Origin of the sequence: Streptomyces sp. NPDC048718 (genome assembly GCF_043198875.1) — a bacterium.
Classification (GTDB): Bacteria; Actinomycetota; Actinomycetes; order Streptomycetales; family Streptomycetaceae; genus Streptomyces.
Map to the genome: position 1 here is coordinate 20,990 of NZ_JBICVG010000005.1, position 12,380 is coordinate 33,369.

Consider the following 12,380-nt stretch of genomic DNA (forward strand, 5'->3'; position numbering starts at 1 on the left):
TGGCGGCCATGCCGAGACGTGGTCGCCTTCTTCGTTCCCTCCGGATCAGGTTCGGGGCCGTGCGGACGGACTTCGGCGGGTGCCGAGAGGAAGGCGGGGCGGACCTGCACCATGCCTGGACGGAGGCGGGGGCGCTGTGCGGCATCCCGTCCCGGCGGCTGGAGCTCTGCCGGTGCCTGTTCGTCGCGAAGCGGTCGTCGCGTACGTGCGCGGAGTGCCGCGTCAAGGCGATCGAGGCCACGCTGGGCCCCTGAGGCCCCTGAGGCCCCTGAGCGCCCATAAGGGCCCGTAAGGCCCCTCCCAGCCACGCGCCCCGCTCCCGTACACGCGCAGAGCCGCCCCCGGCTCCTCGCCAGGCCCGGGAGCGCCCCGCGTCACGCCTCCGTGCCCTCGGCCGCCTCCGCCGCGCGCAGCACCTTCAAGAACTCCCGCATCCAGGTCGGGTGGTCCGGCCAGGCCCGGGAGGACACCAGCCGGCCGTCCACCACCACCGCCGTGTCCTGGAAGCCCGCCCCCGCCGCCTGCATGTCGAGTTCGAGCGCCGGGTACGCGGTGACCCGCCGGCCCTCCAGGCTGCCCGTGGCCGCCGTCAGGAGCGGGCCGTGGCAGATCTGGGCGACCGGCTTGTCCGCGTCGAAGAAGGACTTGAGGATCTTGCGCAGCTCGGGGTCGTTGCGCAGATACTCCGGGGCCCGGCCGCCCGGGATCACGACGGCCGTGTACGCGCCCGGGTCGACCTCCGAGAAGGCCAGATCGGCCGGCCAGGTGTAGCCGGGCTTCTCGGTGTACGTGTCGTACCCCGGTTCGAAATCGTGGACGACGAAACGCAGCCGTTTGCGCGCCGGGGCCGCGATGTCGACCTCGTACCCCTCTTCGAGCAGCCGCTGGTATGGGTACATCACCTCCAGCGATTCCGCCGCGTCCCCCGTCACGATCAAGATCTTCGCCATGGTGACTCCCACGTCCCGGTCTCGGATGGCCCATGCCGGCCGATTGATTCCCACGGCCCCGCCGACGGCCTCCCGAAGCGGTTCCCGGGAGCCGGATCACCGCCGGAGCCTCGGGGAACCATGCGTCGCTGTCCAGATCGTCAAACTTCCGGCCCTGGTTTTGTACACATAAGGCTCATGACGGTCGGGGGGGCGGGAGCGATAGGCTTTCGTCGTGATCAGCGCGATACGCCGAGGGGGCAGCGGAGCCCCCGGCTGCCGCCCGGTACGCCACAGCGGCCGGGTCGTCGGTGCGTTCGCTGCTTCTTTCCGTCCGGGTACGGCACCTGCCGCACGCGCCGTGGCCGTAAAGCGCCCGGACATCTCTCATAGCGGCACGATGTCCTCGCCGACCGGTACCACCGCGGCGTGGCGCTGTGCCCTTTCTTCCACCGACGTCACGCAACGGCGCGCGACAGGAGTCAGAGGACATGCAGACCAAGCTGGACGAAGCCAAGGCCGAGCTGCTCGATCGGGCCGCCCGGGTAGCTGAGAACAGCCCGGTCGGGGGGCTACTTCCGACAGGGCCGCAGAAGGGCCGGCGTCCGGACCACGCGACGCTGCTCGACTACCTCCAGCGCTACTACCTGCACACCGCTCCCGAGGACCTGACGTACCGCGACCCGGTCGACGTCTTCGGTGCCGCGCTCTCGCACTACCGGCTGGCGGAGAACCGCCCGCAGGGCACCGCCAACGTGCGCGTCCACACCCCGACGGTGGAGGAGAACGGCTGGACCTGCAGCCACTCCGTCGTCGAGGTCGTCACCGACGACATGCCCTTCCTCGTCGACTCGGTGACCAACGAGCTGTCCCGCCAGGGCCGCGGCATCCATGTCGTGATCCACCCGCAGGTCCGCGTCCGCCGCGACGTGACCGGCAAGCTCATCGAGGTCCTGACCAAGGACCCGAAGGCGAAGGACGGCAAGGCGGCCAAGGGTGAGCAGGGGCACGACGTGCTCAGCGAGTCCTGGATCCACGTCGAGATCGACCGCGAGACCGACAAGGCCGACCTGAAGCAGATCACCAGCGATCTGCTGCGCGTCCTGTCCGACGTCCGCGAGACCGTCGAGGACTGGGAGAAGATGCGCGAGGCGGCGCTGCGCATCGCCGACGGCCTCGCCGACGAGCCCGCCGCCCCCGACCTGCGGCCCACCGAGGTGGAGGAGGCCAGCGAGCTGCTGCGCTGGCTCGCCGACGACCACTTCACCTTCATCGGCTACCGCGAGTACGAGCTGGTCGACGGCGACGCCCTGACCGCCGTACCCGGCACCGGGCTCGGCGTCCTGCGCTCCGACCCGCACCACAGCGGCGACGACAAGCACGCCCACCCCATCTCGCCGTCCTTCAGCCGGCTGCCCGCCGACGTCCGCGCCAAGGCGAGCGAGCACCGTCTGCTGATCCTGACGAAGGCCAACAGCCGCGCGACCGTGCACCGCCCCTCGTACCTCGACTACGTGGGCGTGAAGAAGTTCGACGCCGACGGCAACGTCGTCGGCGAGCGCCGCTTCCTCGGCCTGTTCTCTTCGGCCGCGTACACCGAGTCCGTGCGCCGCGTCCCGGTCATCAAGCGCAAGGTCCAGGAGGTCCTCGCGGGCGCCGGCTTCGCGCCGAGCAGCCACGACGGCCGCGACCTGCTCCAGATCCTGGAGACCTACCCGCGCGACGAGCTGTTCCAGACCTCGGTCGACCAGCTCCGCTCCATCGCCACCAGCGTCCTGTACCTCCAGGAGCGCCGCCGGCTGCGCCTCTACCTGCGCCAGGACGAGTACGGCCGCTACTACTCGGCCCTCGTCTACCTGCCGCGCGACCGCTACACCACGCGCGTGCGGCTGCGGATCATCGACATCCTGAAGGAGGAGCTGAACGGCACCAGCGTCGACTTCACGGCCTGGAACACCGAGTCGATCCTCTCCCGTCTGCACTTCGTCATCCGCGTCGAGCCCGGCACCGAGCTGGCCAAGCTCACCGAGTCCGACGTCGACCGCATCGAGGCCCGGCTCGCCGACGCCACCCGCTCCTGGGCGGACGGCTTCGCGGAGGCGCTCAACGCCGAGTGCGGCGAGGAGCGCGCCGCCGAGCTGCTGCGCCGCTACGGCAACGCCTTCCCCGAGGGCTACAAGGCCGACCACTCGCCGCGCGCCGCCGTCGCCGACCTGGTCCACCTGGAGGACCTGGCCGGCAGCGACAAGGACTTCGCGCTCTCCCTCTACGAGCCCGTCACCTCCGGCAACGGCGAGCGCCGCTTCAAGGTCTACAAGACCGGCGACCAGATCTCGCTCTCCGCCGTCCTGCCGGTCCTCGGCCGGCTCGGCGTCGAGGTCACCGACGAGCGTCCGTACCGGCTGCGCTGCTCGGACGGCACCGCCGACGCCTGGATCTACGACTTCGGTCTGCGGATGCCCGCGCCGACCGCCAACGGCGGCAGCCTCGGCGACGACGCGCGCGAGCGCTTCCAGGAGGCCTTCGCCGCCACCTGGACCGGCGCCGCCGAGAACGACGGCTTCAACTCGCTCGTGCTGTCCGCCGGGCTCACCTGGCGCGAGGCGATGGTGCTGCGCGCGTACGCCAAGTACCTGCGCCAGGCCGGTTCGACCTTCAGCCAGGACTACATGGAGGACACCCTCCGTAACAACGTCCACACCACCCGGCTGCTGGTCAACCTGTTCGAGGCCCGCATGGCGCCGGAGCGCCAGCACGCCGGCACCGAGCTGACCGACGGTCTCCTGGAGGAGCTGGACGGCGCCCTCGACCAGGTCGCGTCCCTGGACGAGGACCGCATCCTGCGCTCCTTCCTCACCGTCATCAAGGCCACGCTGCGGACGAACTTCTTCCAGAAGACCCCGGAGGGCGTCCCGCACTCCTACGTGTCGATGAAGTTCGACCCGCAGGCCATCCCGGACCTGCCGGCCCCGCGCCCGGCGTTCGAGATCTGGGTGTACTCGCCGCGCGTCGAGGGCGTCCACCTGCGCTTCGGCAAGGTCGCCCGAGGCGGTCTGCGCTGGTCCGACCGGCGTGAGGACTTCCGTACGGAGATCCTCGGCCTGGTCAAGGCGCAGATGGTGAAGAACACCGTCATCGTGCCGGTCGGCGCCAAGGGCGGCTTCGTCGCCAAGCAGCTCCCGGACCCGTCCGTGGACCGTGACGCGTGGCTGGCCGAGGGCATCGCCTCGTACAAGATGTTCATCTCCGCGCTCCTCGACATCACCGACAACCTGGTCGGCGGCGAGGTCGTGCCCCCGGCGGACGTGGTCCGCCACGACGAGGACGACACCTACCTGGTCGTCGCCGCCGACAAGGGCACCGCGAGCTTCTCCGACATCGCCAACGGGGTCGCCGAGTCGTACGGCTTCTGGCTGGGCGACGCGTTCGCCTCGGGCGGCTCGGCCGGTTACGACCACAAGGGCATGGGCATCACCGCCCGCGGCGCCTGGGAGTCGGTCAAGCGCCACTTCCGCGAGCTGGGCCACGACACCCAGACCGAGGACTTCACGGTCGTCGGCGTCGGCGACATGTCCGGTGACGTCTTCGGCAACGGCATGCTGCTCTCCGAGCACATCCGCCTGGTCGCCGCCTTCGACCACCGCCACATCTTCATCGACCCGACCCCGGACGCGGCCACCTCGTACGCCGAGCGCCGCCGGCTGTTCGAGCTGCCCCGCTCCTCCTGGGCCGACTACAACCCGGAGCTGCTGTCCGCGGGCGGCGGCGTCCACCCGCGCAGCGCCAAGTCGATCCCGGTCAACGCGCACATGCGGGCAGCCCTCGGCATCGCCGACGGCGTCACCAAGATGACGCCGGCCGAACTGATGCGGGCCGTTTTGCACGCGCCGGTCGACCTGCTGTGGAACGGCGGCATCGGCACGTACGTGAAGTCCTCGGCCGAGTCGAACGCCGACGTCGGCGACAAGGCCAACGACCCCATCCGCGTCGACGGCCGGGACGTGCGCGCCCGGGTCGTCGGCGAGGGCGGCAACCTCGGCGCGACCCAGCTGGGCCGTATCGAGTTCGCCCGGTCCGGCGGTCCCGAGAGCACCGGCGGCAAGATCAACACCGACGCCATCGACAACAGCGCCGGTGTGGACACCTCCGACCACGAGGTCAACATCAAGATCCTGCTGAACGGCCTGGTCACCGAGGGTGACATGACCGTGAAGCAGCGCAACCGGATCCTCGCCGAGATGACCGACGAGGTCGGCGCCCTGGTGCTGCGCAACAACTACGCGCAGAACACCAACCTGGCCAACGCCGTCGCCGAGGCCGCCTCGCTGCTCCAGGCGCAGCAGCGGTTCATGCGCCGCCTGGGCCGGGACGGCGCGCTCGACCGCTCGCTGGAGTTCCTGCCCAACGACCGGCAGATCCGTGAGCTGCTCAACAGCGGCCGCGGTCTGACCCAGCCGGAGCTGGCCGTCCTGCTCGCGTACACCAAGATCACGGTGGCCGACGAGCTGATCGGCACCGACCTGCCGGACGACCCGTACCTGCGCGGTCTGCTGCACGCGTACTTCCCGACGCTGCTGCGCGAGCAGTTCACCGAGGCCGTCGACACCCACCCGCTGCGCCGGGAGATCATCACCACGGTCCTGGTCAACGACACCGTCAACTCCGGTGGCTCGTCCTTCCTGCACCGGCTGCGCGAGGAGTCCGGCGCCTCGATCGAGGAGATCGTGCGCGCGCAGACCGCGGCTCGGGCGATCTTCCGCCTGAACGAGGTCTGGGACGCCGTCGAGGCGCTCGACAACAAGGTGGCCGCCGACATCCAGACCCGGATGCGGCTGCACTCCCGCCGGCTCGTCGAGCGCGGCACCCGCTGGCTGCTCAACAACCGGCCGCAGCCGCTCCAGCTCGGCGAGACCATCGAGTTCTTCGCGGAGCGGGTCGAGCTGGTCTGGCAGCAGCTGCCGACGCTGCTGCGCGGCGCGGACCACGAGTGGTACCAGTCGATCCTGGACCAGCTCACCGAGGCCGGTGTCCCGGAGGACCTGGCGGTCCGCGTGGCCGGCTTCTCCTCCGCCTTCCCGACGCTCGACATCGTCGCGATCGCGGACCGCACCGGCAAGGCCCCGCTGGCGGTCGCCGAGGTCTACTACGACCTGGCCGACCGGCTGCGGATCAGCAACCTGATGGACCGGATCATCGAGCTGCCGCGCGCCGACCGGTGGCAGTCGATGGCCCGTGCCTCGATCCGCCAGGACCTGTTCGCCGCGCACGCCGCGCTCACCTCGGACGTCCTGGCGGCCGGGAGCGACGAGGCGACGCCGGAGGAGCGGTTCACGGCGTGGGAGGCCGCGAACACGGCGATCCTGGGCCGGGCGCGCACGACCCTGGAGGAGATCCAGGGCTCGGACGCCTTCGACCTGGCGAACCTGTCGGTCGCGATGAGGACGATGCGCACGCTGCTGCGTACGCACAGCTGACCCGTTCAGGGGCAGTGAAAAAGGGGGCGCCCCCACCGGTTTTCGTACCGGTGGGGGCGCCCCCTTTCGTTCCGGGAGTGCGGGGCTACGCGTTCGGGGGCACCGTCGCCGTCCACAGGCGGCGGGCGGCGAGCGCGGCGGCGGCGAGCAGCACGCCGTTGCGCAGCGCCATGACGGTGACGCCCTGCCAGGTGCCGGTCACGACGTCCATGTAGAGGACGGGATACGCGAGCGAGCTGAGTGCGGCGGCGGGCAGCAGCAGCATCGCCACGGGGCGCATGACGGTGGCGCGGAAGGTCAGACAGACGGCGCCGAGGCCGAGCAGCCAGATCAGGTACTGGGGGCTGATCACCCGGCTGGTGACGGTGAACATCAGCACCGCCGCGAGCGCCGCGTCCGCCGGGGTGGCCGCCGTCCACGTCCGGGCCCGCAGCCGCCACAGCAGCAGCCAGATGAAGGCGAGGGCGGTCAGCAGCAGCGCCAGGTGCGCGAGGGTGGACACGTACGGGCCGACGTACTCGAAGGCGCCGTAACGGAGTTCGACGAAGCCCTGCCACACTCCGGCGGCCCGGGCGAGGGCGAGGCCGGTGCCGGTGACCGACTCGATCTGGACGCCCCGCCCGCCCTGTTGCCGCAGGAAGTCCAGCGAGCCGGTGAACATCAGCGCCAGCGTCGCCAGCAGGGTGGCGGCGGTGATCGCCGCGGCCATCCAGGTGTCGCGGGTGGTGCGCCCGCGCGGGGTGCCGATCAGGGCGAGCGCCGGCCACACCTTGATCATCGCGCCGAGCCCGGCGAGCACCCCGCCCGCGCGGTGCGCGAGGGCCCGCCGGGACCGCAGCGCGAGCAGGGCGAGGACCGCGAGGGCGGTCGGCATCAGGTCGTAACGGGCGAACGGCAGATGGAGCAGGAGCGGCAGGCCGAGCACCCAGTACCAGGCGCCGTGGGTGAGCCGGTCGCGGTCGGCGACGGCCAGGGAGAGCACGACGACCGCGTCCGCGAGCAGGACGAGCAGCACGAACGCCTGGAAGTACGTGAACCAGGGCAGGAGCGCGGGGGAGATCACCGCGAGCGCCGCGCCCGGCGGGTACTGCCAGGTGACGTCGCCGGGCGGGAAGGTGCCGTGCGCGAACAGGCCGTACCAGTAGTGGTAGAGCGCGTACACCTCGCTCGCGACCCCGCCGATGCCGAGCCGGTCGCGCCACAGCAGGAACAGCATGCCGGCCCGGGTCACCGCCCAGGTGGCGGCGAGCGCGAGCAGCGGGCCGCGCCCGACGGTCACGAAGGTGGCGGCGGTGAAGGTCTCCGAGTCGAACGGCGAGCGGGTGAGGCGGGGGCGCGCGGTGGTCGTGGAGACCGTACGGGAGGTGTCGGAGACCATAGGGGAGGTATCGGCATCGGCACTGCCACCTGAGGCGGTGCCGGTGCCGGCAGCGCCCGCGGCGGGGTCGACGGTGTCGACGGTGTCGTGCGGAGGAGGATCGTTCGTCATCCCTCCGCACTTTAGGGGGCTATGACCTATTTACGGCCGGTCTTGCCCGTCGTGCCGGTGAATTCCTCGTACGCCGCCACGACCTCGTCCGCCGGACCGTCCATGCGGAGGACGCCCGCCTCCAGCCACAGCGCGCGGTCGCCGGCGCCTCGTCGATGAGCAGGACGTCGTGGGTGCGGGCGGCGGCGATGGAGAAGCGAAGCCGGGCGCCCATGCCGGAGGAGTACGTGCGCATGGGGCGGGAGATGGCGTCGTCGCGTTCGTTGATGCCGGAGAACTCGACGATCTCGTCGTAGTGGGCGGCGATCTCCCGGCGGCTCATGCCCATCGCGAGCCCGCCGAGGATGACGTTGCGTTCGCCGGTGAGAGCTGCCGTACGGGAGGCCCCGTACGAGGCCCCGTACGGGACGGGGCTACTTCACCGCGCCCGCCATCACCCCGGACACGAACTGCCGCTGGAACGCGAAGAACACCACCAGCGGGATCACCATCGACACGAACGCGCCGGGCGCCAGCACGTCCACGTTGTTGCCGAACTGGCGGACCTGCTGCTGGAGCGCCACCGTGATCGGCGGCGAGCCGGCGTCGGCGAAGATCAGCGCCACCAGCATGTCGTTCCACACCCACAGGAACTGGAAGATCCCGAGCGACGCGATGGCCGGCCCGCCCAGCGGCAGCACCACCCGGGCGAACAGGCGCAGCTCGCCCGCCCCGTCCAGACGGGCCGCTTCGAGGAGTTCGCGCGGGATCTCGGCGAAGAAGTTCCGTAGCAGGAAGATCGCGAACGGCAGCCCGAAGGCCGTGTGGAACAGCACCACCCCCAGCGTCGTCTCGAAGATCCCGAGCGTCCCGAACAGCTTCGACACCGGTACGAGCGCCACCTGCACCGGCACCACGAGCAGCCCCACGACCAGCAGGAACCACCCGTCCCGGCCGGGGAAGTCCAGCCAGGCGAAGGCATAGCCGGCGAACGAGCCGATGACGATCACGAGGAGGGTGGCGGGCACGGTGATCAGGATCGTGGAGCCGAGGGAACCGGTGATCGTGTGGTTCGCGAGCAGATCGCGGTAGTTCTCGGTGGTCAGCTGCGCCGGGGCGGTGAACACGTGCCACCAGCCGCTCGCGGCGATGTCGGACGGCGAGCGGAGGGAGGAGAGCAGCAGTCCCGCCGTCGGCATCAGCCAGAACAGCGCGACCAGGACCAGGAAGACCCGGACCGCGCCCGAGGCGGCCCGCGCCGCGACCCGTGCCGCGATCCGCGCCGGGGCCCGTGACACGGCGGCGCGCTTGGCGGGCGTCGCGCTCCCGGCGGAGGAGGCGGAGGACAGGGGGCTCACCGGCGGTTCTCCCTTCGCATCCGGCGGATGTTGAAGGCCATCACCGGCAGGACGAGCAGCAGGAGCAGGACGGCGATCGCCGAGCCGACCCCCAGGTCCGCGCCCGTGCCGAAGGACGAGCGGTAGAGCTGGAGGGCGAGGACGTTCGCGTCGGCCAGCGCCGAGCCGGGCGCGATGACGTAGACCAGGTCGAAGACCTTCAGGACGTTGATCATCAGGGTGACGACGACGACCCCGAGGACCGGCGCGAGCAGCGGGACCGTGATCCGGCGGAACACCTGCCACTCGTTCGCCCCGTCGACCCGCGCCGCTTCGAGGAGCTCGCGCGGCAGCCCCGCGAGGCCGGCCGCGATCAACACCATCGCGAACCCGGCCCACATCCACACGTAACTGCCGATGATCGCCGGGGTGACGAGCGTGGGACCGAGCCAGGACACTCCGGCGTACTGCTCGCGGAAGTTGCTCGCGGGCAGCCGCAGCACGGCTCCGTCGGCGGCGGCCGGCAGCCGGAAGGCGCCGTCCGCGCCCGCCGTGGCCCGCGCCACCACCCGGCCGTCCTTCACCGCCTCGATCCGCAGCCCCTTGAGGCCGAGCTCCCGGGGGTCGACGGTGCCCGGTCGTCCGCCGCCGCCCGGGGTGAAGTCCAGCCACGCGACTCCGGTGACCGGTCCGCTGCTGCCACCGGCGGCGGTGTCCGTGTTCGCGCCGGTGCCGGTGCCGGTGCCGGTGTCCGGGGTCGAGGTCGGGGGCGCCTCCGGGGTACGGGCGGGGCGTGCGTCCTTCGGCATGCGCGCCGGAGCCACCCCGACCAGCGGCAGCAGCGCGGGCGTCCCGGCGTGGACCGGGGCCTTGGTCTCGTACGCCCCGCCGCCCGCCGCCTTCAGCGGATGCGTCGGCAGCGGGCGGGCGCGGGGGAAGGACGACGACTCGGCGAAGGTGTCGTGCACGCCCACCCAGACGGCGTTGGCGACACCGCGCTCCGGGTCCTGCTCGTACACCAGCCGGAAGATGATCCCGGCGGCGAGCATCGAGACCGCCATCGGCATGAAGACGACGAGCTTGAAGGCCGTACCCCAGCGCACCCGTTCGGTGAGCACCGCGAAGATCAGGCCGAGGGCGGTGGCCACGGTCGGCGCGACGGCCACCCAGATCAGGTTGTTGCGCAGGGCGGTGCGGATCGCGTCGTCCGTGAAGAGGGTGACGTAGTTGTCGAACCCCGCGAAGGAGTCGCCGCTCTTGTCGAAGAAGGAGCGCTGCACCGAGTAGCCGATGGGGTAGACGACGAGCGCGCCGAGCAGGAGGAGGGCGGGGAGGAGGAAGACGGTGGCGGTCAGGGGCGAGCGGGGGCGCAGGGACCGCCGCGTGGACCCCGACCGATCGTCGCGACGAGGGGCTTCGGGCTGTGCGGCGGGTCCGGAGGGGGCGGGGGATCCGGACGGCGCGGGGGATCCGGGAGGTCCGGCGGAACCGGCGGTCCCCGTGGACCCGCCGGGGTCGCCGGATCCCCCGGACGAGGGGGAGGCGGTGGTGCCGTGCTCGCGGTCCACCGCCGATCAGTCCTTGTACGCCTTGACTGCCTCGGCTTCCAGCTTCGCCTGGGTGCCGGACACGTCCTTCGGGTTCTTCAGGAAGTCCTGGAGCGCCTTCCATTCGCCCTTCCCGGGCGTTCCGCCGAACGCCTGGGGCATCTGGTCCGACATGTCGAAGCGGAAGTCGTCGCCCGCCCCGATCAGCGCCGTGGCGATCGTCCGCTGGACGTCGTTCGGGTAGGCCGCCTTGTCCAGCGACTTGTTGGGGGAGAGGAAACCGCCCTCGGCCGCCCAGATCGCGGCCGCCTCGGGCGAGGCCAGGAAGGTGAGGAGCGCCTGCGCCCCCTTGCCGTCCTTCAGCGCCACGGCCGCGTCGCCGCCCGTGACCACGGGCGCCGTGCCGCCGGCGACCGCCGGGAACGGGAACACCTTGGCGTCCGTGCCGATCTTCGCGCCCGTCTCGGCGATGTTGACGGTGGAGAAGTCACCCTCGAACACCATCGCCGCCTTCGCCTGGTCGCCGCCGGTGAAGGTCTGGGAGACGGAGACCGGGAACTCGGTCTGCAGCGCGCCGTTCGTGCCGCCCGCGAGCAGCGACGGTTTGCCGAACAGCTCGGCCAGCGTGGTCAGCGCCTTGGCGACGGACGGGTCGGTCCACTTGAGTTCATGGCGGGCCAGCCGGTCGTACTTATCCGGCCCGGCCTGGGAGAGATAGACATTCTCGAACCAGTCGGTCAGCGTCCAGCCGTCCGCGCCGCCCACCGACACCGGGGTGACCCCGGACGCCGAGATCGTCTCGGCGGTGGAGATCAGTTCCTTCCAGCTCTTCGGCTCGCTCGCGCCCGCGTTCTCGAACGCGGCGGAGTTGTACCAGACCAGCGACTTGTTCGCGGCCTTGAAGTACACCCCGTAGGGGGTGCCGTCGACGGTGCCGAGGTCCTGCCAGCCCTTCCCGTAGTGGGCGGCCAGCTGCGCCTTGGCCTCCGGGCCCAGCGGCCTCAGCCACTTCCGCGCGACCGCCTGCCGGATCGCGCCGACCTGCGGCAGCATCGCCACATCGGGCGGGGAGCCACCGGCGATCTTCGTGCCGAGGAAGTTCACGATCGGGTCCTGGGCGGGCACGAACGTGACGGTCGCGCCGGTGCGCTTCTCGAACTCCTTGAGGACCTTGGTGAAGTTGGTCTGCTCCGGCCCGGTCCAGACGGCGGCGACCTCCAACTTCTGGCCCTTGAGCGACGGCAGCGTGAGCCCGGAGTCCGCGGAGCCGTCGCCGATGCCCGCCGAGGGGCGGTCGTCGTCCGTCCCTCCGTTCCCGCCCCCGCACGCCGTCGCGGTGAGGACGGCGAGCGCCGTCACCGCGACGAGTCGAAGAGTTCGCCCTTTGCTCTGACGCATCCGAGCCCCGCCTCTCCCGCGCTGTCTGGTCCGTGGGGTCCGGTCTACGCCTGGGGGCCGGGGCCCGCAATACCGCCTTCCGTGTCAAGTGCGCGATTGTGATGGGCTCGTGACGTGACGTCAGGTGAGGGGGTGGGGTGCGGCGGGGCGGAGCGAGGGGGCGGTGAGGGTTCGGCGGGGGTACGAAGAGGGACGGGGTGGAGGTGCGGCAGGGGTACGGCGAGGGG

At 71.3% G+C, this 12,380-nt stretch carries 7 protein-coding genes and 1 pseudogene; 2 read left to right on the plus strand and 6 right to left on the minus strand.

The genetic code is table 11. From position 1 onward, the window contains the following. Positions 1 to 59 precede the first annotated feature (59 nt). Positions 60 to 254 carry a hypothetical protein gene (locus ACGFRB_RS10700; RefSeq protein WP_393241632.1) on the plus strand — a complete coding sequence of 65 codons (195 nt, stop codon included), beginning with the start codon at positions 60 to 62 and terminating at the stop codon, positions 252 to 254. Between the two features lie 120 nt (positions 255 to 374). On the opposite strand, the gene ACGFRB_RS10705 is transcribed toward ACGFRB_RS10700, so the two are convergent. Continuing rightward, positions 375 to 950, minus strand: a complete 576-nt coding sequence (locus tag ACGFRB_RS10705; RefSeq protein ID WP_393241635.1) for a DJ-1/PfpI family protein — start codon at positions 948 to 950, stop codon at positions 375 to 377. A 470-nt stretch (positions 951 to 1,420) separates the two neighbouring features. On the opposite strand from ACGFRB_RS10705, the gene ACGFRB_RS10710 reads away from it, so the two are divergent. Beyond that, the gene (locus tag ACGFRB_RS10710) at positions 1,421 to 6,403 is read left to right on the plus strand and encodes an NAD-glutamate dehydrogenase (protein WP_393241638.1); all 4,983 of its coding nucleotides are present in this window, start codon (positions 1,421 to 1,423) and stop codon (positions 6,401 to 6,403) included. Positions 6,404 to 6,488: 85 nt separating this feature from the next. Here the strand turns inward: ACGFRB_RS10710 and ACGFRB_RS10715 are convergent, their stop codons facing one another. The 5 genes and pseudogenes from ACGFRB_RS10715 to ACGFRB_RS10735 all read right to left on the minus strand — a co-directional run bounded on the left by ACGFRB_RS10715 (position 6,489) and on the right by ACGFRB_RS10735 (position 12,153). Next, positions 6,489 to 7,892 (minus strand): glycosyltransferase family 87 protein, encoded by a 1,404-nt coding sequence (locus tag ACGFRB_RS10715; RefSeq protein ID WP_393241641.1) that lies wholly within the window; start codon positions 7,890 to 7,892, stop codon positions 6,489 to 6,491. 26 nt (positions 7,893 to 7,918) lie between these two features. Further along, positions 7,919 to 8,259: pseudogene (locus tag ACGFRB_RS10720) on the minus strand (ABC transporter ATP-binding protein); the annotation flags it as partial. Positions 8,260 to 8,305: 46 nt separating this feature from the next. Beyond that, the gene (locus tag ACGFRB_RS10725; protein ID WP_393242499.1) at positions 8,306 to 9,220 is read right to left on the minus strand and encodes a carbohydrate ABC transporter permease; all 915 of its coding nucleotides are present in this window, start codon (positions 9,218 to 9,220) and stop codon (positions 8,306 to 8,308) included. A gap of 5 nt (positions 9,221 to 9,225) precedes the next feature. Further along, positions 9,226 to 10,581, minus strand: a complete 1,356-nt coding sequence (locus ACGFRB_RS10730; protein ID WP_393242500.1) for a carbohydrate ABC transporter permease — start codon at positions 10,579 to 10,581, stop codon at positions 9,226 to 9,228. A gap of 201 nt (positions 10,582 to 10,782) precedes the next feature. Continuing rightward, entirely contained in the window at positions 10,783 to 12,153 is a 1,371-nt protein-coding gene (locus tag ACGFRB_RS10735) for an ABC transporter substrate-binding protein (protein ID WP_393241644.1), read from the minus strand. Positions 12,154 to 12,380 lie beyond the last annotated feature (227 nt).

Bases quoted from the DNA above. Each gene is read 5' to 3' on its own strand.
- ACGFRB_RS10735 (WP_393241644.1), bottom strand. From the start codon at position 12,153: ATGCGTCAGAGCAAAGGGCGAACTCTTCGACTCGTCGCGGTGACGGCG.
- ACGFRB_RS10705 (WP_393241635.1), bottom strand. From the start codon at position 950: ATGGCGAAGATCTTGATCGTGACGGGGGACGCGGCGGAATCGCTGGAG.
- ACGFRB_RS10710 (WP_393241638.1), top strand. From the start codon at position 1,421: ATGCAGACCAAGCTGGACGAAGCCAAGGCCGAGCTGCTCGATCGGGCC.
- ACGFRB_RS10715 (WP_393241641.1), bottom strand. From the start codon at position 7,892: ATGACGAACGATCCTCCTCCGCACGACACCGTCGACACCGTCGACCCC.